Source organism: Lysinibacillus sp. NPDC058147 (assembly GCF_042884205.1).
GTDB lineage: Bacteria > Bacillota > Bacilli > Bacillales_A > Planococcaceae > Lysinibacillus.
Genome location: NZ_JBHVUJ010000009.1, coordinates 100,897 through 123,235, shown reverse-complemented (window position 1 = coordinate 123,235; position 22,339 = coordinate 100,897). Strand labels below are relative to the sequence as shown.

The following is a 22,339-nucleotide window of genomic DNA, read 5'->3' as shown; positions in this document are numbered from 1 at the left end:
GTCACACCCGTTCCCATACCGAACACGGAAGTTAAGCTCTTTAGCGCCGATGGTAGTTGGGGGCTTCCCCCTGTGAGAGTAGGACGTCGCTAGGCACTTAGAGAAGTCGAGGATTTATTCCTCGGCTTTTTTGTTTTATAAAATAATAATAAAATGATATAGTTATTTAAATGTTAAAATTCACAAAATAGATTAAAGAATTAAAAATATACGTTGAGGTAACCGAACAATTTAAAAATGGATATGAATAGACCGACACTTTTGCCGAAAAAACTGGCATAGCAGACTGTCTATGGATTGTTTTGGGGAAAGCAACTCATTTGTGCCTGTAGAACAAAATCGACTGATAGCATCAACGAACAAGTGGATAGAATGCGCCATCAAGAGATATTCTTACAACTTGCTGGAATGCCTAAAAAAGAAGAGAAAGAGGCAGTCATCAGAATGTTTCAGACAGAAGCTTCACAGTGTATTGCCTCAACATTTGCTATATATCCTTCACTTATTGCTTAAAGAATGAAGTCGGATGAGCTTTATAAGCGAATTTCAAATTGAAGATTGAATAGCTCTTCGACACATATCGTGCTTTAATAATGGAGGAAGTAAAAATGAGGCGTAAGATTTTTTCTGCTATATCTATCTTATCTTTAATGATTACATTTTTTATGTTTGGCTATAATCCATCAAAATGGAATGGTAGTTTTATTAATTTCCTTTACAATCTAAGTATGCCATTTATATTAGGAGGACTTGGAATAATTAGTGCAATTTTTGGCATTAAAGGTGATACCCGTATGGTTTTAATTGTGCTAATGCTTTTTTGTTGTCCCTTTTCCTAGGTGCATATTTAATGGGAATCTTCGGATTTCAAAACCCTTAATAAAGAACTGCAGCGTTATTTTTCTGCAGTTCTTTTAATTTGTCCTCAATTATATAAAGTTGATTGGAGAGAGAGCTAGGAGACTGTCGCTACGTTAACACTACGCCTTCACACTGAGAAAACCAGTTGTTGCTGTCGCTACATTAGCACAACGCTTTCGCACAGAGAAAACCAGTTGTTGCTGTCGCTACGTTAGCACAACGCTTTCGCACAGACAGAACCAATTGTTGCTGTCGCTACGTTAGCACAACGCTTTCGCACAGACAGAACCAATTGTTGCTCCGAGCAGATATCTGACACCCACAGGAAAGCACCCAGTCGAAACAGAATTCAACCCTACGTTGTGATGAAGATCATTTTATTAATGAATCATACATACTAAAGGAACAAACTAAAGGTATAATGGAATGCATACAAGGGAAAATAATTGGAAACAAAGATTGAAAGGAAGAAAGATTTGGGAAAAAAACAAATTTGGTATGAAGTAGAAGAAAATGAGTCAATTGAAGATTGTTTGGCAAGAATGCGTCGAGATGGTTATATGGCAGTGGGAAGAAAAGAAGAACCAATTTTTCACTTAGTCGATGGAGAACCAACGTATTTACGTCAAAAAATACAATTTAAAGCGATGTTATGGCAAGATTCCGAGTAGTTTTGACTGAAATACGAACGTTTTTAAAACACTAAAATAAAATGTTCGCATTTTTGCATTGACGACAGTGGAATCGCTTGTTAAAATATGAGAAGGAAAAACAAATAAATCCCACATATATGCTAGAGAATTGGCTCTAGTGTCTCTACCCGGCACCGTAAATGCTGGACTATGCGGGAAAGCACTTTTGGCATGTTACGAGAAGGTGTGTGTACAGAAATGTACATTTGCATATTCTTTTCATAATAAGTCCTCAAGTAAACTGCTTTCACGTGTATGGTAGGGAGTAGTTTATTTGGGGATTTTTTGTTATAAAAAGTAAAGATTGCAGTAGCTATATGAGAAATAGAGGCTTGCACAATATTTGATCATTTTTCTAACGTTAAAAAGGAGCGACAATCATGAATCCGAAAATCGGTGTCATTATGGGGAGTTCAAGTGACTGGGAAACAATGAAACATGCATGTGATATTTTAGACGAATTACAAGTATCGTACGAAAAAAAGGTTGTGTCTGCACATCGGACTCCTGATTTAATGTTTGAGTATGCAGAATCAGCACGTGAGCGAGGTATTCAAGTAATTATTGCTGGTGCAGGTGGAGCTGCGCATTTACCTGGGATGGTAGCAGCTAAAACAACGTTACCAGTAATCGGTGTACCTGTACAATCTCGTGCTCTTAATGGTCTTGATTCTCTATTATCAATCGTTCAAATGCCTGGTGGTGTACCTGTAGCAACAGTAGCGATTGGTAAATCCGGAGCAACGAATGCAGGCTTGCTAGCAGCGCAAATTTTATCGACAACAGATGCAGAGCTTGCTAATAAACTAGATGCTAGACGTGAATCTACGAAGCAACAAGTACTGGAAAGCACAGGTGACTTAGTGTGACGAAGATCATTTATCCAGGGCAGACGATAGGCATTATCGGAGGAGGGCAGCTTGGCCGTATGATGGCACTTGCTGCTAAAGAAGCAGGCTTTAAAATCGCCGTTCTTGAACCATCAATGGATTCACCAGGTGGACAGGTTGCGGATGTACGTATTGTAGCCCCATATGATGATGAGGCAGCTTTAGAAGAACTTGCCGAGGTAAGTGACGTTATAACGTATGAATTTGAAAATATCGATTATGAAGGCTTAAAGCGTTTAACACAAATGGCTTATGTCCCACAAGGAGCAGAGCTAGTACGCATCACACAAAACCGTGTGACTGAGAAAGAAGCGATTGTGAACGCAGGTTGTCCGGTAGCCCCTTATTTGGTTGTAAATACATATGAAGAATTACTAGCCAATATCGCTAGGATTGGTTATCCTTGTATAGTCAAAACAGCAAGAGGTGGTTACGATGGCAAGGGGCAGCAACTTTTAAAATCTGCCGAAGACCTACCGTTAGCAAAGGAGCTTTTCTCTCATTCTCAATGTATAGTTGAGGGCTTTGTACCTTTCGTTAAAGAGGTGTCTGTCATTGTACAAAGAAACGGTAATGGTGAATCATATTGTCAGCCAGTTGGAGAAAATATTCATGTTCATCATATTTTACATGAAACGATTGTGCCAGCTCGTATAAAAGAAGAAACAGCACAGGCTGCAGAGCGAGAAGCCTTGAAAATTGCTGATTACTTAAATTTAGTAGGGACATTAGCTGTAGAAATGTTTGTATTAGAAGATGGTGGGATTGTTATTAATGAATTAGCACCAAGACCTCATAATTCAGGTCACTATTCAATAGAAGCATGTAATGTTTCACAGTTTCATCAGCATATCCGTGCTGTTTGTGGTTGGCCATTACGTAAACCACAACTTTGGGCACCGTCTATTATGGTAAATGTTTTAGGGCAGCATGTCATGCCACTTAGTAACTCAATTGCTAAATATCCTGAATGGTCTATACATCTTTATGGGAAAGCTGAAGCTAAGGTGAACCGTAAGATGGGCCACGTAACGATTATGACAAAAAACTTAGAAGAAACAATACAACAAATCGAGAGTTCTGGCATTTGGTCAGAATAGAAGGAGAAACGCAATGATCGAACGTTACACAAGACCCGAAATGGGCGCAATTTGGACAGAACAAAATAAATATCAAGCTTGGCTTGAGGTTGAAATTTTAGCATGTGAGGCTTGGGCAGAATTAGGCGACATTCCAAAAGAAGATGTAGCTAAAATCCGTGAAAATGCTTCATTCGATGTGGATCGTATTTTAGAGATTGAAAAAGAAACACGTCATGATGTTGTAGCATTCACTCGTGCAGTATCTGAAACACTCGGTGAAGAGCGAAAATGGGTGCACTATGGTTTAACTTCAACGGACGTAGTTGATACAGCCCTTTCATTTTTAATTAAACAAGCGAATGATATTTTACGTAAAGACATCATGAATTTCATTGATATTATCGCAGCGAAAGCGAAAGAGTATAAGCATACGGTCATGATGGGACGTACACACGGTGTTCATGCTGAGCCAACAACTTTCGGTTTAAAATTAGCTTTATGGTATGAAGAAATGAAGCGTAACTTAGAACGCTTTGAAGCAGCAGCAAAAGTAATTGAAACAGGAAAAATGTCTGGTGCAGTTGGAACATATGCCAATATCGATCCTCGAGTTGAGCAATATGTATGCGATAAATTAGGACTTACAGCATCACCTATTTCAACACAAACATTACAACGTGATCGCCATGCACAGTATTTTGGGGCATTGGCATTAATCGCAACATCAATAGAGAAATTTGCAACAGAGATTCGCGGCTTGCAAAAATCTGAAACACGTGAAGTTGAGGAAGGATTTGCAAAAGGACAAAAAGGCTCTTCAGCGATGCCTCATAAACGAAATCCAATCGGGTCTGAAAACATGGTTGGTATGTCACGTTTAATGCGTGGCTATATGCTAACGGCTTATGAAAACGTAGCATTATGGCATGAGCGTGATATTTCACATTCATCTGCAGAGCGTGTTATTTTACCAGATGCAACAATTACACTTAACTATATGTTAAATCGCTTCGGTAACATTGTGAAAAATTTAACAGTATTCCCTGAAAACATGAAACGTAATATGGGTCGCACTTTTGGTCTAATTTACTCTCAACGCATCTTATTAGCACTTATCGATAAAGGGTTAGTGCGTGAGGAAGCGTATGATACAGTACAACCTTTAGCGATGCAGGCGTGGGATGAGCAAGTTCAGTTCCGTACGTTAGTCGATGCAAGTGAAAAAATTACATCGTATTTAACGAAGGAAGAGTTAGATGATTGCTTTGACTACAACTACCATTTACAGCATGTAGATATGATTTTTGAGCGTCTTGGACTTAACTAAGTAGAGTCACTAGCGGATGTTACAGAATTGAATCGTTCCGTACGATTCAATTCTGAACAATACGCGTGTATTTCATAATATCAGGGGGAGTAACGAAATGACTAAAGGTCAACTTTTGTATGAAGGTAAAGCAAAAAAATTGTATACAACAGAGGAGCCAAATGTGTTACTCGTTGAATACAAGGATAGTGCAACAGCGTTTAATGGTGAGAAAAAAGAAGAAATTGAAGGCAAAGGCGTATTAAATAATCGCATTACCTCTTTAATTTTCGAAAAATTACAAGCAAACGGAATTGCGTCACATTTCGTAAAACAATTATCTGATACGCAGCAGCTTGTAAAAAAGGTAGATATTATTCCGATTGAGGTCGTAGTTCGTAATATAGCGGCAGGTAGTTTAGCGAAACGTCTTGGCCTTGAAGAGGGTACACCATTAAAACGTCCAATCGTTGAGTTTTATTATAAAGACGATGAGTTAGGCGATCCGCTCATTACAACGGAGCATATCGACGTACTTGATCTTGCAACACCTGAGGAAGTGACGGCCATTTATAATGGTGCACTTGTAGTGAACAAATTTTTGCAGCCACTATTTGCAGATGTCAACGTTACACTAATTGACTTTAAATTAGAGTTCGGACGTGACAATGATGGCAATGTACTGCTGGCAGATGAAATATCACCAGATACATGCAGACTTTGGGATGCAACTACAAAGCAAAAGTTAGACAAAGATGTCTTTCGTAGAGACCTTGGTAATTTAACTGAAGTTTATACTATTATACTTTCTAGACTCGGAGGCAAATAACAATGAAAAAAGTTAAAATTTACGTAACATTACGTGAGAGCATTCTTGATCCACAAGGTTCAGCTGTACAAGGTTCTTTAGTGAAAATGGGTTACGCTGAAGTAGAAGATTTACGTATCGGTAAATATCTTGAACTAACAATTAAAGATACAGAACGTGATATTGATACTCTAGTAAAAGAAATGTGTGAAAAAGTTTTAACTAACGTTGTAATCGAAGACTACCGTTACGAAGTCGAGGAGGCTAACTAATCATGAAATTCGCAGTACTCGTTTTCCCTGGGTCAAACTGTGATATCGATATGTATCATGCGATTAAAGACGAGCTAGGTGAAGAAGTAGAATATGTATGGCATACAGCAACAGATTTAAGTGGCTTTGATGGCATTTTAGTACCAGGAGGCTTCTCATATGGGGATTATCTTCGCTGTGGTGCGATGGCCAACCAATCTAATATTATGGCAGAGGTCAAGAAGGCAGCAGATGCCGGTAAGCCAGTATTAGGAGTATGCAATGGCTTCCAAATCTTAACTGAAGCAGGTTTATTACCAGGTGCATTACTTCGTAACAAAAATTTGAAATTCATGTGCCGTACAATCCAGCTTAAAGTTGAAAACAATAATACATTATTCACAAACCAATATGAGCAAGGTCAAATTATCAATATTCCAATCGCACATGGTGAAGGTAACTACTACTGTGACGAGGAAACTTTACAACAATTAAAAGATAACAATCAAATCGTGTTTACATATTCAGGCGAAAATCCAAACGGTTCTTTAGAAGATATCGCAGGGATTACAAACGAGCGCGGCAATGTACTAGGTATGATGCCTCACCCAGAGCGAGCTGTTGATGCACTGGTGGGCGGAGCAGATGGTCTAGCAGTATTTAAATCAATTGTAAAGCAGTGGAGGGAAAATCATGTCAACAACTAAGTTTGAGCCAACAGCACAGCAAATTAAAGATCAAAAATTATACGCTGGTATGGGGATGTCAGACGAAGAATTTGCAATGGTAGAAGGTATTTTAGGACGTCTACCAAACTGGACAGAGACAGGTCTTTTCTCCGTAATGTGGTCTGAGCACTGCTCATACAAAAATTCAAAACCAGTGTTACGGAAATTCCCTACAAAGGGTCCACAAGTTTTACAAGGTCCAGGTGAAGGTGCTGGTATCGTAGATATTGGTGACGAACAAGCAGTTGTATTTAAAATGGAATCACATAACCACCCATCAGCAATTGAGCCTTATCAAGGTGCTGCTACAGGAGTTGGTGGTATTATCCGTGACGTTTTCTCAATGGGTGCACGTCCAATTGCGATGCTGAACTCACTACGCTTTGGTGAATTAAAATCAGCGCGTGGTAAATATTTATTTGAAGAAGTAGTTGCTGGTATCGCAGGTTACGGTAACTGCATCGGGATTCCTACAGTAGGTGGCGAGATTCAATTCGATCCTTGCTACGAAGGCAACCCACTAGTGAATGCAATGTGTGTAGGTTTAATTGACCACAAAGATATTCAACGTGGAATTGCAGCTGGTGTAGGGAATACAGTAATGTATGTTGGAGCTAAAACAGGTCGTGACGGTATCCATGGTGCAACATTTGCATCTGAAGAGTTAACAGAAGAATCTGAGAACCAACGTCCAGCAGTACAAGTAGGAGATCCATTTATGGAGAAACTTTTACTTGAAGCATGTTTAGAAGTTGTAAAATCTGACGCGCTAGTAGGTATTCAAGATATGGGTGCTGCTGGTCTTACTTCTTCATCAGCAGAAATGGCTTCTAAGGCTGGCTCTGGTGTAGAAATGAACTTAGACTTAGTACCTCAACGTGAGACAGGCATGACAGCATATGAAATGATGCTATCTGAATCTCAGGAGCGTATGCTACTAGTTGTGAAAAAAGGTCGCGAAGATGAAATTAAAGCGATTTTCGATAAATATGATTTAGATGCTGTGGCAATTGGTCGCGTGACGGATGATAAAATGCTACGCCTATTACATAATGGCGAAGTTGTAGCTGAAGTACCTGCTGATGCACTTGCAGAAGATGCACCAGTTTATCATAAACCTTCTGCAGAGCCTGCTTACTATGCTGAGTTCCAAGCGATGGAAAACACAGAACCAGTAGTAACGGAATATAAAGAAACATTAAATGCACTTTTAAAAGCACCAACAGTTGCTTCAAAAGAGTGGGTTTACGATCAATATGATTATCAAGTTCGTACATCAACAGTCGTTGCACCAGGTTCTGATGCAGCCGTAATCCGCGTTCGCGGTACGAACAAAGGATTAGCGATGACTACAGACTGTAACTCTCGTTATATTTTCCTAGATCCAGAGGTTGGCGGTGCCATTGCAGTAGCAGAGGCTGCTCGTAATATCGTAGCGACTGGTGGTACGCCATTAGCGATTACTGACTGCTTAAACTTCGGTAATCCTGAGAAACCAGAAATCTTCTGGCAAATTGAAAAATCAGCTGATGGTATCTCAGCTGCTTGTACAGCATTGAATTCACCAGTAATCGGCGGTAACGTGTCTCTTTATAACGAGCGTTCTGGTGAAGCGGTTTACCCAACGCCAACAATCGGTATGGTTGGACTAATTGAAGATTTAGCTCATGTGACAACTCAAGAAGTAAAAGCTGCTGGTGACGTAGTATTTGTAATCGGCGATACAAAAACTGAGTTCGGTGGTTCGGAGCTTCAAAAATTATTAAATAATGGGGTTATTTCAGGGAAAGCACCAGCAATTGACCTACAGATTGAAGCTGCACGTCAAGAAGCATTGCTTAAAGCGATTAAAGCAGGAATCGTACAATCTGCACATGATGTAGCAGAGGGCGGGCTTGCCGTAGCGCTTGCTGAAACAACATTTGGCGCAAATGGCTTAGGTCTTGATGTGACATTAACAGGCTCTGCTACAACAGCCTTATTCAGTGAAACACAATCTCGTTTTGTCGTAACAGTGAAAGAAGAAAATGCAGCTGCATTTGTAGAAATTGTAAAAGACGCAATGAAAATCGGTGTCGTAACAAACGATGCGCTTGTTAAAATCGACGGTGATAACGGTGTGCTTGTAGAAGGTACAGTGGAGGAATTCCGTTCTAATTGGAAAGGAGCAATCCCATGCTTGCTGAACTCAGAGGCTTAAACGAAGAATGTGGGGTGTTTGGTATTTGGGGCAACTCAAATCCAGCACACCTTAGTTATTACGGGCTTCATGCTCTTCAACACCGTGGCCAAGAAGGCGCTGGAATCGTCGTTTCTGACGGTCAGCATCTTCGCGCGGTGAAAGGCGAAGGACTAGTTAATGATGTTTTCAACGAAGAGAAATTAAAGGCAGTGGACGGAAAAGCAGCAATTGCCCATGTCCGTTATACGACTGCTGGAGGAGGCGGTATTGAAAATGTACAGCCGTTATTATTCCACTCGTCAACTGGTAGCCTTTCAATTGCTCATAACGGTAATTTAGTCAATGCAACACACTTAAAACAGTACTTAGAGCGTCAAGGTAGTATTTTCCATTCTAGCTCCGATACTGAAGTGTTAGCGCATCTTATTAAGAAAAGCTCGCATTCACCATTCCGTGCGAAGGTGAAAAATGCCCTTTCATTATTAAAGGGTGCGTATTCGTTCTTAATTATGACTAAAGATGAAATGCTTGTTGCACGTGATCCACATGGTTTACGTCCATTATCTCTTGGGAAGCTAGGAGATGGCTGGGTTGTAGCCTCTGAAACTTGTGCATTTGATTTAATAGGTGCAGAATTTGTTCGATCTGTTGAACCTGGTGAGTTATTAATTATTAACGATGAGGGAGTAAAATCTGATCGTTTTGTAGAAATGGATAAACGTGCAATGTGCGCGATGGAGTACGTTTATTTAGCACGTCCTGATTCTGATATTGATGGTATTAACGTCCACATGGCGCGTAAACGTATGGGTAAACAGCTTGCTCGTGAATGTGCCCATATTGAAGCTGATGTTGTAACAGGTGTTCCTGATTCAAGTATTTCAGCTGCAATTGGCTTTGCAGAGGAAAGTGGTATCCCGTATGAGCTAGGACTTATTAAAAATCGTTATGTAGGTCGTACATTTATCCAACCGACACAGGAGCTACGTGAACGCGGTGTGAAAATGAAGCTTTCTCCAGTTGTTCAAGTTGTAAAAGGAAAACGAGTAGTGATGGTGGATGATTCAATCGTTCGCGGTACAACTTCACGACGTATTGTAAAAATGTTAAAAGATGCAGGGGCAGCAGAAGTACATGTTGTGATTTCTTCGCCACCGATGACGGATCCTTGCTATTATGGTATCGATACTTCCACACATGAAGAATTGATTGCATCTAGCCACAATGTAGATGAAATACGTGATGCTATAGGAGCTGATTCACTAACATTCCTTTCAGTTGAAGGTATGGTGGAGACGATTGCAAGACCATATGAAGATGAAAATCGTGGATTATGCCTAGCATGCTTTACAGGTAAATATCCAACAGAAATTTTCCCAGATACAATCTTACCGCATGAAAAAGAACTATTACGTTAAGAAAAACATCTAAACACGTCTAGCGATGATGACAAATCTAGATTCAGATGTGCAAAGGCGATTTGGATGATAAGGAGGAACTCTGCGTGTCAAAAGCATATGAACAAGCAGGTGTAAATATTGAAGCAGGCTACGAAGCCGTAAAACGAATGAAGTCTCACGTTGAACGAACAAACCGTCTAGGTGTGATGGGCACGTTTGGTGGTTTTGGTGGTATGTTTGACTTGTCAGAACTAAATCTTAAGGAACCTGTTCTTATTTCAGGTACAGATGGTGTTGGGACAAAACTAAAGCTAGCGTTTATGGTAGACAAGCACGACACGATTGGCGTGGACTGTGTAGCGATGTGTGTCAATGATATCGTAGCGCAAGGTGCTGAACCATTGTACTTTTTAGATTATGTAGCCCTTGGCAAGGCAGAACCAGCGAAAATTGAGCAAATTGTAAAGGGCGTTGCAGATGGTTGTGTGCAATCTGGTGCGGCATTAATCGGTGGAGAAACTGCAGAGATGCCAGGTCTTTACGAAGAAGATGAGTATGATTTAGCTGGTTTTGCAGTAGGAGCTTGTGAAAAATCAGCCATCGTAACAGGCGAGAACATCGTAGAGGGTGACGTGCTTGTTGGTATTGCTTCAAGTGGGGTGCATTCAAACGGATACTCATTAGTGCGAAAAATTGTCTTTGCAGATAATCATTACGCGGTTGATTCGATTGTGGAAGGCTACGAGGATCTTGGTCCTATCGGGGAAGCCTTGTTAGTACCAACAAAATTATATGCAAAACCTGTGCTTGCAGCTTTAAAAGCAGCAGACATTCATGGCTGTGCGCATGTAACTGGCGGTGGCTTTTATGAAAACCTTCCACGCATGATGCCAGAAGGTTTAGCAACTGAAATTGACTTAGGTTCTTGGCCGGTCTTACGTATTTTTGAATTTTTAAAAGAAAAAGGCCAGTTAGAGGAAAAGGATTTATATAACGTCTTTAACATGGGCATTGGCTTCGTGTTAGCTGTACCTGCAGATGAAGTAGAGAAAGTACTTGCTACAGTAGAGGCAAATGGTGAAAAAGCATACAAAATCGGTCGCGTAGTGAAAGGCGAAGGTGTTGTATTCAATGGCTCACATGATGGGAGTTTAGTGTAATGACTGCACCAACTAAAATTGCCGTTTTTGCTTCAGGTAGCGGCAGTAACTTTCAAGCTATTCAAGAGGCCATTGAACGTGGTGAACTACATGCAAAGATCGAACTTGTTGTCACAGACAAGCCTAGCGCATTTGTAGTTACACGTGCTGAAAACTATAGTATTCCAGTGCTAGCTTTAAGTCCGAAAGAGTTTTCTTCAAAAGCAGATTACGAGACTGCTATTATCGAGGCTCTCCATGAAAATCAAGTAGAATGGATTGTGCTTGCAGGTTATATGCGCTTAATTAGTGAAGTATTGCTAACTGCATACCCACAGCGCATCGTGAATATTCACCCTTCACTATTACCGGCTTTCCCTGGTAAGGATGCCATTGGTCAGGCAATGGAACACGGAGTCAAAATAACAGGTGTAACCGTCCATTTTGTAGATGAAGGTATGGACACAGGGCCTATTATTGCTCAATCGGCAGTTCGAGTTGTTGAAGGTGATCGTGAGGCAACCGAAATGGCCATTCATAAGGAAGAGCATGGACTATATACAAAAGCTTTACAGCAATTATTAAAGTAATTCAGTGGTGAGGAGTTAGGTCTTCAGGAACAATACAGCCTAACTCTACTCTATCAATAATAGCAAGACATATTCGTGGCAAACACGATAAAAATTAGGAGGATATTGTTGTGACAAAACGCGCATTAATCAGTGTTTCCAATAAAGATGGTATTTTAGAATTTGCAAAGGAACTAGTAGCATTAGGCTATGAAATTTTATCAACTGGTGGTACGAAAAAAATGTTACAAGACAATAATGTTGCCGTAACAGCAGTAGATGAAGTAACTAAATTCCCTGAAATTTTAGATGGTCGTGTAAAAACATTAAATCCAATGATCCACGGTGGACTATTAGGAAAGTTTGACGATGCTTCTCATCAAGCACAAATGAATGAGCATGGAATTGAACCAATTGAGATTGTTTGTGTCAATCTTTACCCGTTCGTTGAAACAATTTCAAAGCCTAATGTAACATGGGATGACGCTATCGAAAATATTGATATCGGTGGTCCAACAATGTTACGTTCTGCAGCAAAAAACCATCAATATGTAACTGTAATTGTGGATAGCAATGACTATGCGAACGTATTAGAAGAACTTAAAGCAAGTGGTGCAACGACAATTGAAACACGTCGTAAGTTAGCTGCAAAAGTTTTCCGTCACACAGCAGCTTATGATTCTTATATATCGAACTACTTAACAGATGAAGAGTTCCCAGAGAGCTTAACAATGACATATGAGTTAAAACAAAACTTACGCTATGGTGAAAATCCTCATCAAAAAGCAGCGTTCTATCAAAAACGTCTAGGCTCAGATTTTTCATTAGCTTATGCAACGCAATTACACGGTAAAGAATTATCATACAACAATATTCAAGACGGGAATGCAGCATTGCAAATTGTCAAAGAGTTTGAAATGCCTGCAGCAGTAGCTGTAAAGCACATGAATCCTTGTGGTGTTGGAACTGGCACAACATTAGAAGAAGCGTTTGATAAAGCATATGAAGCGGATCCGACGTCTATTTTCGGCGGTATTATCGCTTTAAATATGGAAGTAGATGCAGCGACTGCTGAAAAATTAAGCCATATCTTTTTAGAAATTATCATTGCACCAGCTTTCTCCCAAGGAGCACTTGATATTTTAACGAAGAAGAAAAATATTCGTTTATTAACAATTCCTTTCGAACAAGCAAAACAAGACAAATTCAATGTTGTATCGGTTGAAGGTGGACTTCTTGTACAAGAACCAGATCGCTACGGCTTTTCTAATGCAGATATTAAAGTTGTCACAGACCGTGAACCGACAGCACAAGAATGGGAAGCATTACAACTTGGCTGGGCAGTTGTGAAGCACGTTAAATCTAATGCAATCGTCGTGACAGATTCTCAAATGACACTTGGCGTTGGTGCTGGTCAAATGAACCGTGTCGGAGCAGCTAAAATCGCATTTGAGCAAGCAGGCGAAAAAGCAAAAGGTGCAGCACTAGCATCAGATGCATTCTTCCCAATGAGCGATACTGTAGAAGCAGCGGCAGCGGCAGGTATTACAGCAATTATTCAACCAGGCGGCTCTATCAAAGATCAGGATTCAATCGATAAAGCTAATGAATACGGCATTGCGATGGTATTCACTGGCGTACGTCATTTCAAGCACTAAAAAAATATCCAAAAACTAGACCGAGATGTTGGTTCATCTCGGTCTTACTTACAAATAGGAGGATTCTCTAAAATGAACGTATTAGTAATTGGAAGCGGCGGTCGTGAGCATGCTATCGCCAAACAATTTAGCATTTCACCATCAGTCAATAAAGTATTTGTAGCACCTGGAAATGATGGCATGCGAAGAGATGCAGAAGTTGTGGCGATTGATGCAATGGATTTTGCAGGACTGGCACAATTCGCTAAAGAAAATGCGGTAGATTTAACCTTTGTTGGGCCTGAGCAACTGCTTGCTGAAGGAATCGTGGATTTCTTTACGGCTCGTGGCTTACGAATATTTGGTCCAACAAAGGAAGCAGCGCAAATCGAAAGTAGTAAATCATACGCTAAGGATATTATGAATAAATATCATATCCCAACAGCAGCCCATGAAACGTTTACTGAAGCAGATAAGGCTATTGCATATATTAAAGAACAAGGTGCTCCAATCGTTATCAAGGCAGATGGTTTAGCAGCTGGTAAAGGTGTAGTTGTAGCAATGACTGCAGAAGATGCAATTGAAGCTGTACAGGATATGATTGGTAACCAACGTTTTGGTGAATCATCTTCTCGCGTTGTCATTGAAGAATTCCTGGATGGAGAGGAATTCTCCTTTATGTCGTTTGTCCATAAAGGTCAGATTTATCCAATGGTCATTGCTCAAGACCATAAACGTGCTTATGATGGCGATAAGGGACCGAACACAGGTGGTATGGGAGCTTATTCCCCAGTACCTCAAATTTCTCAAGAAGTAGTAGATGTTGCTTATAAGACGATTGTTGAACCAACTGTGAAAGGTATGGAGGCAGATGGAGTATCGTTTACAGGGATATTATATGTAGGATTGATTTTAACGAAGAATGGTCCGAAAGTGATTGAGTTTAATGCACGCTTCGGAGATCCAGAAACGCAAGTAGTTTTACCACGTATGGCATCCGATTTTGGAGAATTTATGACAGCATTGATGGATGAGAAGCCATTTGATTTGCAATGGTCTGAAGAAGCAATGCTAGGTGTAGTAATTGCCTCTGAAGGTTACCCTGGGGACGTTGAAAAAGGAAATACATTACCTAACCTAGAGACTTTATCAGCTTCACACGCGGTATTCCATGCAGGTACAAAGCTTGTAGATGAGAACTTTGTTGGTAATAGTGGTCGAGTTTTATTAGTAGGAGCAAAGGCATCTACTTTAAAAGAGGCACAAGAAAAGGTATACGCAGGGATTGCAACTGAACGATGGGACAATTTCTTCTTCCGCAAAGATATCGGTTGGCGTACGTTTAAATAGTAGTTGTGTAACTATAGAGTTATAATTGCCCGATAAAATTTGTTTATATTTTACTTAAGTTTATCACCATAGCGTGGGGTTGATTTCCGCTCCGACTGGGCGCTTTGTAGCTGACGCTACGCTTTCGCGCAGAAAACATTTGTAGCTGACGCTTTGCTTTCGCTACAGAAAACATTTGTAGCTGACGCTTTGCTTTTGCTACAGAAAACATTTGCCGCTGACGCTTCGCTTTCGCGCAGAGCAGAGCTTCCTGGGGGCGTCCGATGAGCCGCTTGGGCCAACATGATGTTGGTCAAGAAGGCGTTATCACAGGATGTGATGTTTTTAGCCTTCGTTCCTCTGCCTGCTCGCCCGCAGGAAAGCGAGTAGCCCGTAGCGGAAATCAGAGTAGGACGGATAAAGAATGGTTAAACAACACACTTGAAATTAAATATTTTATCATGCAGTGAAACTTCTTATTGTTTTGAAACGTATGATTTACAAGGGTGAAAGCCGTCTCAACAATACAGTTGAGACGGCTCCTTTGACTAAGAAGGATTTTGTGCTTTAGTTGTAGAATTTTTACTTTCTGAGGAATTTTGATTTGAAGTGCTGGAGTCAGATTGCTTTGATGCAGTCGCATTTGATCCTGACATATTTCCAGATATAGCAGAGGAGAAATCCTTCATGAGTTTATCGATTTGTTCAGACGACATAGAATTTTGGCCGCTGAACATACTTTGCATAGAAGAGTTGCCGGTGCTATTGTTGTTGCTGTTGCTGTTGCTGTTGCTCATAGCACTCTCAAGACTAGAGCCCAGTAAAGCTTTCGTTGGGCAATACTTAAAGATACCCTCAGCCATTTTCAAGGCACCAAATGCAATCATCAATCGACCTTTCGTACATTCAGGATTTCTTGAGACTTTAGCGATACCAAATGCCGTTAAACTTGCCCCCATGGCAAAGCGACAAAAGGCATTTTTTTCGCTTAAATTCGATTCTTGCATCATAATATTTCCTCCTTTAGTCATTGTGGAAAAAATAAAGCGGGGTGCACTTTGTTTTATGAAAGTGCTGTGTTACGATTGAAACAAGATGATTGCATAAAGCACTAATTTTATGAAAAAAAGCGTTTATGCAGTAGTAGTATGTGATTTCATGTAGGATTTACACAATGAAATTTTACGTAATTTAGGAAGGAGCGAATAGCATGGATCCAGTATGGAAAATTACAGAATTACGCCAACAATTAGCTGTAATTGATGGGAAAAAAGCACCTGATATTGTCTTAAAGAACGCACGTTATTTACATAGCATGCTCAAACAGTGGATAGTAGGGAACATTTGGATTTTAGGAGATCGTATTGTCTATGCTGGTGATAGAATGCCTCCGTTATTAGAAGGGACAGAGGTGGTCGATTGTACGAATAAAACAATTGTACCAGGATATATTGAGCCACATGTTCATCCGTTCCAGCTATACCATCCACAATCTTTTGCTGATTTTTGTGGACAGCTAGGAACTACAACTTTTATTTCAGATAATTTAAGCTTCGTTTTATCTTTAGAAAATAAGAAAGCGTTTTCAATATTAAATAATTTGAAAGAGCTACCGTTTTCATTTTATTGGTGGACTCGTTTTGATTCGCAAACTGAAATGGATCAGGAGGAAGAGATTTTTTCTAATACGTCCATTTTAGAATGGCTAGAGCGAGAGGATGTTTTACTTGGAGGGGAATTAACCGGATGGCCAAAGTTGTTACATGGAGATGACCAAATGCTCTATCGCATGCAAATGGCTAAGGGCAAAGGTAAAAAAATAGAAGGGCACTTCCCTGGTGCATCTGAGCGAACTTTAGCGCGTATGAAGCTACTTGGTGCAGATGGTGATCATGAGGCTATGACAGTGGAAGAAGTAGAGCGACGTATTATGCAAGGATATGCAGTAACGCTTCGTCATTCTTCAATCCGTCCAGACTTACCACATCTATTAAAGGGAATAGTCGAAAAAGAGCTACCTATTTTTGACCATTTAATGATGACAACAGATGGCTCGCCACCTTCTTTTCATGAGGATGGTGTGATGGATAAATGTATTCAAGTGGCCTTAGATGCAGGAGTAGCACCAATAGATGCTTATCAAATGGCTTCCTATAATGTGGCGTGTTATTATAATATGTCCAATTTACATGGCTTTATCGCAACGGGTCGATTTGCTTCACTAAATATTTTACAAGATGAATGGCACCCAGTTCCTGAGAGCGTACTATCGAAGGGTGTTTGGTTAAAACGCAATGGAGAGCAAGTACAAAGACTTGCTACAATTGACTATTCAGCGTTCCCTGCATTTGACTTAGATTTTTCATTAACGTCTCACGATTTTCAATTCTCGATGCCCTTTGGAATTGAGTTAGTAAATGATGTTATTACGAAACCGTATAACTCTTTAATTACTAGAGAAGGGCAACTTGCAGATCATGATGAATGCTATTTAATGCTTATTAATAGAGATGGCAATTGGCATGTTAACACGATGATTAAAGGTTTTGCTACTAGTGTTCAAGGCTTTGCCTCATCTTATTCAAATACAGGCGATATTTTACTGATCGGGAAAAATAAAGACGATATGATCAAAGCTTTTGAAGAAATGAAGGCAATGCGTGGTGGTATTGTACTTGTTGAAAAAGGTGAAGTAATTGCTAATATTCCTTTAACAATTGGCGGTCTATTATATGATGGTGATGTTAAAGAGCTAGCAGAAAAAGAGAAATACTTAAAGCAAGCATTAGCGGAACGCGGTTACCACTTAGGAGACGCAATTTATTCCTTACTATTCTTACAATCGACACATTTACCATATATCCGTATAACACCAAAAGGGATTTTTGATGTTATGAAGAATAAGTTATTATTACCAGCAGTGATGCGCTAATAGAAGTTTCCCTATGGTAGATGTAATTGAAAAAGGAGAGTAATGTTTGTGTTCAAATCGAAGAAACTATTTATCGCAATGGCTTTTAGCACCTTATTGATAGGAGGATGTTCAAAAGATTCGTCGGAAGTGAAGGAAGATGATACGAGCAAGGTTGACGATGGAACTGCTATTGAAGAGCCTGTTAAAGAAGCGGCGTATGTTGCTCCGTTAACAGGTGAATCTGTTAAAGAAGAGATTACGCAACGACCAATTATTGTTACCGTTAATAATCATCCAAAAGCACGTCCGCAATCAGGATTAGAAGCGGCAGATATCATTTATGAAATGCTGGCAGAAGGCAATGTTACGCGTCTTTTAGCAGTTTATCAAAGTGAACTGCCAGAAAATGTGGGGCCAGTTCGTAGTGCTCGATCTTATTTTGTCGATCTTGCGAAAGGTTATGATGCATTTTACGTAGCACATGGCTATAGCCCAGAGGCAAAATCGATGCTTACTAATAATGTAGTCGACAATATAAACGGTATGGATTATGATGGCACACTTTTTAAACGTTCAAAAGACCGTGTTGCTCCACACAACTCGTATATTACGTCTGAAAATATATTAAATGGAGCGAAAAAAGTGGGCGCTTCAATGAGTTACCGTGAAAAAGTACAAGAGGCTTTTTATGAACCCGATGAACGTGGTAAAATAGGCAATGAAACAAGTCGAGTTGACATTTACTACGGAAATAGTGAGTATTTCCATAATTCGTATTTGTATGATAAGCAAAGTAATCGTTATGGACGACAATCGGCTGGCGTTGACACAAAGGATATGTTAACAGGTGACACATTATCATTTTCAAATGTTCTATTTTTTGAAATGAAACATCGAACGATTGATAATGAGGGGCGCCAAGAAATTGATTTGACTTCTGGTGGAAATGCGTATGTATGTCAAAATGGCTTTATGAGAGAAGTCAAATGGGCTAATATTGATGGAATACCAACGGCTGTAGAAGAGTCTGGGGAGCTTGTAAAGCTAGTACCAGGGAAGTCTTGGGTAAATTTCATACCAACTTCACCAGGGTTACAAGCAATGGTGAAAACGCAGCCTTAAAGGGAGGAAGATTGCATGCAAATCGAAAAAATTCGAGGGCATCAAACAGATCAATTATTTAAAGCAGTGTTAGAGCTGAAAGATATCGAAGAATGTTATAAATTTTTCGATGATTTATGTACGATTAGTGAAATTCAATCGCTGGCACAACGCTTTGAGGTTGCGCATTTACTACGTTTAAAGAAAACCTACGAATCCATTAAAAAGGAAACAGGTGCAAGTACAGCGACTATTTCGCGTGTGCGTCGTTGCTTTGATTATGGGAATGATACATATGATGAAATGTTAGGTCGTTTGTATCCAGATGAAAAGCCGTTTCAAGCACCAAAAGAATAGTAGGTAAAGAGGCTGGCTGGGTAGAGTTTTTACCCAGTCTTTTTCATTTTTTTGTAGACAGTCATAAGCTATACTTGTAAACGAATAGATAGAAAATGATAGGTGGTAAAATAGATGGATTATTTAGAATGGAGACATGTGTTCAAGTTAGATCCAGCTAAAGATATTTCAGATGAGGCACTAGAAAAAATTTGTGAATCAGGTACAGATGTTATTATAGTTGGCGGAACAGACGGTGTAACTTTAGATGGTGTATTAGATTTACTTGTTCGTGTAAGACGCTTTGAAGTACCAATAGCGCTTGAAATTTCTGCGATTGATTCAGTAACACCGGGCTATGACTATTATTTCATTCCAACCGTGTTGAATAGTGATGATCCAAAGTGGATTAAGAATCTACACCATGAAGCAATTAAAGAATATGGAGATATTATGGTCTGGGATGAATTAGTCGCTGAAGGTTATTGTATTTTAAACCCGAATTGTAAAGTAGCGGAAGTAACGAATGCGAAAACGGATTTATCTATTGATGATGTTGTTGCCTACGCGCGTATGGCTGAAAATTTCTTTAGACTACCTGTATTTTATGTAGAGTATAGCGGTACGTATGGAGATATTGAAGTTGTAAGTGCTGTGAAAAATGAACTAAAAAATACGCGACTGTTTTACGGTGGCGGCATTACATCTGCTCAGCAAGCAGCAGAAATGGCAAAATATGCAGATACAGTGGTAGTTGGTAATATTATTTACGAAGATTTAAAAGCTGCACTTGCGACTGTTAAGGCTGTAAAAAATAATATATAATGTAAGAACAAATGTTTGTAAGGCGGTGCGGAATGGAGCAGTTAACGAAAAACTTATTAGCAGGTATGAACCCTGAGCAGGAAAATGCGGTTAAAACAACTGAGGGACCGCTTCTAATTATGGCGGGTGCTGGATCAGGGAAGACACGAGTATTGACACATCGTATAGCATACTTAGTAATCGAAAAAGAAGTATACCCATCAAAGATTTTAGCTATCACATTTACAAATAAGGCTGCACGTGAAATGCGTGAGCGTATAGATGGCATACTAGGTAACGGAACTGGCGATAGTATGTGGGTATCGACATTCCACTCAATGTGTGTGCGTATTTTACGACGCAATATTGATCAGCTTGGGATATCACGTAACTTTTCAATTTTAGATTCTACTGATCAGCTATCCGTTATTAAAAATGTTATGAAGGATGAAAATCTGGACACTAAACGTTTTGAACCTCGTGCGATTTTAAATGCGATTAGTTCAGCAAAAAACGAATGTAAAACTGCGGACGATTATGCAGGTCAAATCAATGAAAATAATCCTTACGAAAAAACGATTGCCCGTGTTTATAAAGGTTATGAAAAAAGACTACGCCGCAATCAATCCCTCGATTTTGATGATTTAATTATGACAACTATTACATTATTTAAGCGTGTACCAGAAGTGCTTGAATATTATCAAAATAAATTCCAATATATTCATGTAGATGAATATCAAGATACGAATAAATCTCAATATTTACTCGTTCAGCTACTTGCGAAGAAATTCAAAAATATTTGTGTTGTAGGTGATTCAGACCAATCGATTTATCGTTGGCGTGGTGCGGACATTGGCAATATTCTTTCATTTGAAAAGGATTATCCAAATGCTAAGGCCATTATGCTTGAGCAAAATTATCGTTCAACAAAACGCATCCTACAAGCGGCAAATGACGTCATTCAAAATAATACAACACGTTATCCAAAAGAACTGCGTACAGAAAATGCAGAAGGTGAAAAAATCGTATTGTACAAAGCGTATAACGAGCAAGAGGAAGCGCAATTTGTTGTTCAAACAATTCAACAGCTTATTCAAAAAGAAAATCGTACGTTCGATGACTTTGCGATACTCTATCGTACAAATGCTCAGTCTCGTGTGATGGAGGAAGTGCTTGTTAAGTCTAATATGGCTTATCAAATAGTTGGCGGTACTAAGTTCTATGATCGTAAAGAGATTAAGGATTTACTTGCCTATTTGCGCCTTATTGCCAATAACGATGATGATTTATCACTTGCACGTATTATTAATGAGCCGAAGCGTAGTATAGGTGCAACTTCCTTTGAAAAAATGGCGCGCTATGCGATTGAACAAGACCGCTCTATTTTTGATGCAATGAATGATCTTGTGTTCATGGGTCTTACAGGGAAGGCTGCTAATTCAGCTGAGCAATTTTATGCAATGATTAAAGGCTTTACAGAGATGCAAGAATATTTATCGGTGACAGAAATTGTAGAGCAGGTCATTGATAAATCTGGTTATCGTTCAATGCTTCAAAACGAAAAGACAATTGAAGCGGAAAGTCGCTTAGAAAACATTGAAGAGTTTTTATCAGTAACTAAGGCTTTTGAAGAGCGCAGTGAGGATAAGAGCTTAATTGCCTTTTTAACTGATTTAGCGTTAATTGCAGATATTGATGCACTCGATAAAGACGACACATCGAAGGGCAACATTATTTTAATGACGATGCATGCCGCAAAGGGCTTAGAATTCCCTATCGTCTTTATCATCGGAATGGAAGAAAATATCTTCCCGCATTCTCGTTCACTCGATGACGTGGATGAAATGGAAGAAGAACGTCGTCTAGCATATGTAGGTATAACACGTGCAGAGGAACGTTTATATTTAACGAGTGCACAAAGTCGTACGATTTTTGGTCGTTCTAGCTACAACAATGTGTCACGTTTCTTAGGTGAAATTTCGGAAGATATTACAGAATCAATATCCAAAGGTGGTTCGAAGCCTGAGGTTCCGTTTGCCTCTAGTAATCGTTCTGCAGGTGGCTATCAAAAACGTACACTTGGAGCGGTTCAGAAAACACAGCCTGCAACATCTCGCTTACAAACAACTGGTGGAGACCAATTTGGCTGGAAGGCTGGAGACAAAGCGATCCATAAAAAATGGGGAACGGGTATGGTTGTTAGTGTAAAAGGTGAGGGTGATAGTACAGAGCTAGACATTGCCTTCCCACAACCTATTGGTATTAAGCGATTACTGGCACAATTTGCACCTATTGAAAAAGGGTAAGCGG

The 22,339-nt window shown here is 39.7% G+C and carries 22 protein-coding genes, 1 rRNA gene and 1 riboswitch; of the genes, 22 read left to right on the top strand and 1 reads right to left on the bottom strand.

Annotated elements, in window-relative coordinates; genetic code table 11:
• From rrf to ACFVT8_RS21185, 17 genes are all read left to right on the top strand, one after another.
• A 5S ribosomal RNA gene (gene rrf, locus ACFVT8_RS21265) occupies positions 1-95 on the top strand; the annotation flags it as partial.
• 277 nt (positions 96-372) lie between these two features.
• The gene (locus ACFVT8_RS21260) at positions 373-513 is read left to right on the top strand and encodes a hypothetical protein (RefSeq protein ID WP_387085048.1); all 141 of its coding nucleotides are present in this window, start codon (positions 373-375) and stop codon (positions 511-513) included.
• Between the two features lie 95 nt (positions 514-608).
• Positions 609-839 (top strand): hypothetical protein, encoded by a 231-nt coding sequence (locus ACFVT8_RS21255; protein WP_387085049.1) that lies wholly within the window; start codon positions 609-611, stop codon positions 837-839.
• Between the two features lie 498 nt (positions 840-1,337).
• Positions 1,338-1,532 (top strand): NETI motif-containing protein, encoded by a 195-nt coding sequence (locus tag ACFVT8_RS21250; RefSeq protein WP_387085051.1) that lies wholly within the window; start codon positions 1,338-1,340, stop codon positions 1,530-1,532.
• A 93-nt stretch (positions 1,533-1,625) separates the two neighbouring features.
• Positions 1,626-1,724, top strand: a riboswitch (purine riboswitch).
• A 209-nt stretch (positions 1,725-1,933) separates the two neighbouring features.
• Entirely contained in the window at positions 1,934-2,422 is a 489-nt protein-coding gene (gene purE, locus ACFVT8_RS21245) for a 5-(carboxyamino)imidazole ribonucleotide mutase (protein ID WP_387085053.1), read from the top strand.
• The gene (gene purK / locus ACFVT8_RS21240) at positions 2,419-3,543 is read left to right on the top strand and encodes a 5-(carboxyamino)imidazole ribonucleotide synthase (RefSeq protein WP_387085055.1); all 1,125 of its coding nucleotides are present in this window, start codon (positions 2,419-2,421) and stop codon (positions 3,541-3,543) included. The genes purE and purK overlap by 4 nt, the downstream gene beginning before the upstream one ends.
• Before the next feature lie 13 nt (positions 3,544-3,556).
• A complete protein-coding gene (gene purB / locus ACFVT8_RS21235) occupies positions 3,557-4,852 on the top strand; it encodes an adenylosuccinate lyase (RefSeq protein ID WP_387085057.1) in 1,296 nt (431 codons plus the stop codon).
• 97 nt (positions 4,853-4,949) lie between these two features.
• A complete protein-coding gene (gene purC, locus ACFVT8_RS21230; RefSeq protein WP_387085059.1) occupies positions 4,950-5,660 on the top strand; it encodes a phosphoribosylaminoimidazolesuccinocarboxamide synthase in 711 nt (236 codons plus the stop codon).
• A 2-nt stretch (positions 5,661-5,662) separates the two neighbouring features.
• Entirely contained in the window at positions 5,663-5,911 is a 249-nt protein-coding gene (purS, locus tag ACFVT8_RS21225; RefSeq protein WP_053482994.1) for a phosphoribosylformylglycinamidine synthase subunit PurS, read from the top strand.
• A gap of 2 nt (positions 5,912-5,913) precedes the next feature.
• Positions 5,914-6,597 carry a phosphoribosylformylglycinamidine synthase subunit PurQ gene (gene purQ / locus ACFVT8_RS21220; protein WP_049668773.1) on the top strand — a complete coding sequence of 228 codons (684 nt, stop codon included), beginning with the start codon at positions 5,914-5,916 and terminating at the stop codon, positions 6,595-6,597.
• Positions 6,584-8,818: a phosphoribosylformylglycinamidine synthase subunit PurL gene (purL, locus tag ACFVT8_RS21215; RefSeq protein ID WP_387085062.1), complete on the top strand. Its 2,235-nt coding sequence runs from the start codon at positions 6,584-6,586 to the stop codon at positions 8,816-8,818. The genes purQ and purL overlap by 14 nt, the downstream gene beginning before the upstream one ends.
• Positions 8,794-10,218, top strand: a complete 1,425-nt coding sequence (gene purF / locus ACFVT8_RS21210) for an amidophosphoribosyltransferase (RefSeq protein WP_387085064.1) — start codon at positions 8,794-8,796, stop codon at positions 10,216-10,218. Before purL ends, purF begins: the two co-directional genes overlap by 25 nt.
• Before the next feature lie 86 nt (positions 10,219-10,304).
• Positions 10,305-11,360: a phosphoribosylformylglycinamidine cyclo-ligase gene (gene purM, locus ACFVT8_RS21205; RefSeq protein WP_387085066.1), complete on the top strand. Its 1,056-nt coding sequence runs from the start codon at positions 10,305-10,307 to the stop codon at positions 11,358-11,360.
• A complete protein-coding gene (gene purN / locus ACFVT8_RS21200; protein WP_387085068.1) occupies positions 11,360-11,929 on the top strand; it encodes a phosphoribosylglycinamide formyltransferase in 570 nt (189 codons plus the stop codon). Before purM ends, purN begins: the two co-directional genes overlap by 1 nt.
• A gap of 110 nt (positions 11,930-12,039) precedes the next feature.
• Positions 12,040-13,566, top strand: a complete 1,527-nt coding sequence (gene purH / locus ACFVT8_RS21195) for a bifunctional phosphoribosylaminoimidazolecarboxamide formyltransferase/IMP cyclohydrolase (protein WP_387085070.1) — start codon at positions 12,040-12,042, stop codon at positions 13,564-13,566.
• A gap of 72 nt (positions 13,567-13,638) precedes the next feature.
• Positions 13,639-14,895 (top strand): phosphoribosylamine--glycine ligase, encoded by a 1,257-nt coding sequence (purD, locus tag ACFVT8_RS21190; RefSeq protein WP_387085072.1) that lies wholly within the window; start codon positions 13,639-13,641, stop codon positions 14,893-14,895.
• Between the two features lie 263 nt (positions 14,896-15,158).
• Positions 15,159-15,344: a hypothetical protein gene (locus ACFVT8_RS21185; protein ID WP_387085074.1), complete on the top strand. Its 186-nt coding sequence runs from the start codon at positions 15,159-15,161 to the stop codon at positions 15,342-15,344.
• A 78-nt stretch (positions 15,345-15,422) separates the two neighbouring features.
• Here the strand turns inward: ACFVT8_RS21185 and ACFVT8_RS21180 are convergent, their stop codons facing one another.
• Positions 15,423-15,884, bottom strand: a complete 462-nt coding sequence (locus ACFVT8_RS21180) for a hypothetical protein (RefSeq protein ID WP_387085076.1) — start codon at positions 15,882-15,884, stop codon at positions 15,423-15,425.
• A 200-nt stretch (positions 15,885-16,084) separates the two neighbouring features.
• Here ACFVT8_RS21180 and ACFVT8_RS21175 point away from each other — a divergent pair, with 200 nt between their 5' ends.
• The 5 genes from ACFVT8_RS21175 (at position 16,085) to pcrA (ending at position 22,335) form a co-directional block, all read left to right on the top strand.
• Positions 16,085-17,806, top strand: a complete 1,722-nt coding sequence (locus tag ACFVT8_RS21175; RefSeq protein WP_387085078.1) for an adenine deaminase C-terminal domain-containing protein — start codon at positions 16,085-16,087, stop codon at positions 17,804-17,806.
• 48 nt (positions 17,807-17,854) lie between these two features.
• Positions 17,855-18,910 carry a DUF3048 domain-containing protein gene (locus ACFVT8_RS21170; RefSeq protein WP_387085080.1) on the top strand — a complete coding sequence of 352 codons (1,056 nt, stop codon included), beginning with the start codon at positions 17,855-17,857 and terminating at the stop codon, positions 18,908-18,910.
• Positions 18,911-18,925: 15 nt separating this feature from the next.
• On the top strand, positions 18,926-19,246 hold the full coding sequence (locus ACFVT8_RS21165; RefSeq protein WP_004225717.1) for a YerC/YecD family TrpR-related protein: 321 nt from the start codon (positions 18,926-18,928) through the stop codon (positions 19,244-19,246).
• A 114-nt stretch (positions 19,247-19,360) separates the two neighbouring features.
• The gene (gene pcrB, locus ACFVT8_RS21160) at positions 19,361-20,050 is read left to right on the top strand and encodes a heptaprenylglyceryl phosphate synthase (RefSeq protein WP_387085082.1); all 690 of its coding nucleotides are present in this window, start codon (positions 19,361-19,363) and stop codon (positions 20,048-20,050) included.
• Between the two features lie 32 nt (positions 20,051-20,082).
• Positions 20,083-22,335, top strand: a complete 2,253-nt coding sequence (gene pcrA / locus ACFVT8_RS21155) for a DNA helicase PcrA (RefSeq protein WP_387085084.1) — start codon at positions 20,083-20,085, stop codon at positions 22,333-22,335.
• Positions 22,336-22,339: the final 4 nt, after the last annotated feature.

Coding starts and splice junctions, on each gene's coding strand:
- ACFVT8_RS21165 (WP_004225717.1), top strand. CDS start 18,926: ATGCAAATCGAAAAAATTCGAGGGCATCAAACAGATCAATTATTTAAA.
- ACFVT8_RS21260 (WP_387085048.1), top strand. CDS start 373: ATGCGCCATCAAGAGATATTCTTACAACTTGCTGGAATGCCTAAAAAA.
- purQ (WP_049668773.1), top strand. CDS start 5,914: ATGAAATTCGCAGTACTCGTTTTCCCTGGGTCAAACTGTGATATCGAT.
- ACFVT8_RS21255 (WP_387085049.1), top strand. CDS start 609: ATGAGGCGTAAGATTTTTTCTGCTATATCTATCTTATCTTTAATGATT.
- pcrB (WP_387085082.1), top strand. CDS start 19,361: ATGGATTATTTAGAATGGAGACATGTGTTCAAGTTAGATCCAGCTAAA.
- ACFVT8_RS21185 (WP_387085074.1), top strand. CDS start 15,159: ATGAGCCGCTTGGGCCAACATGATGTTGGTCAAGAAGGCGTTATCACA.
- purE (WP_387085053.1), top strand. CDS start 1,934: ATGAATCCGAAAATCGGTGTCATTATGGGGAGTTCAAGTGACTGGGAA.
- purS (WP_053482994.1), top strand. CDS start 5,663: ATGAAAAAAGTTAAAATTTACGTAACATTACGTGAGAGCATTCTTGAT.
- purN (WP_387085068.1), top strand. CDS start 11,360: ATGACTGCACCAACTAAAATTGCCGTTTTTGCTTCAGGTAGCGGCAGT.
- ACFVT8_RS21175 (WP_387085078.1), top strand. CDS start 16,085: ATGGATCCAGTATGGAAAATTACAGAATTACGCCAACAATTAGCTGTA.
- purD (WP_387085072.1), top strand. CDS start 13,639: ATGAACGTATTAGTAATTGGAAGCGGCGGTCGTGAGCATGCTATCGCC.
- pcrA (WP_387085084.1), top strand. CDS start 20,083: ATGGAGCAGTTAACGAAAAACTTATTAGCAGGTATGAACCCTGAGCAG.
- purC (WP_387085059.1), top strand. CDS start 4,950: ATGACTAAAGGTCAACTTTTGTATGAAGGTAAAGCAAAAAAATTGTAT.
- ACFVT8_RS21180 (WP_387085076.1), bottom strand. CDS start 15,884: ATGATGCAAGAATCGAATTTAAGCGAAAAAAATGCCTTTTGTCGCTTT.
- purB (WP_387085057.1), top strand. CDS start 3,557: ATGATCGAACGTTACACAAGACCCGAAATGGGCGCAATTTGGACAGAA.
- purF (WP_387085064.1), top strand. CDS start 8,794: ATGCTTGCTGAACTCAGAGGCTTAAACGAAGAATGTGGGGTGTTTGGT.
- purL (WP_387085062.1), top strand. CDS start 6,584: ATGTCAACAACTAAGTTTGAGCCAACAGCACAGCAAATTAAAGATCAA.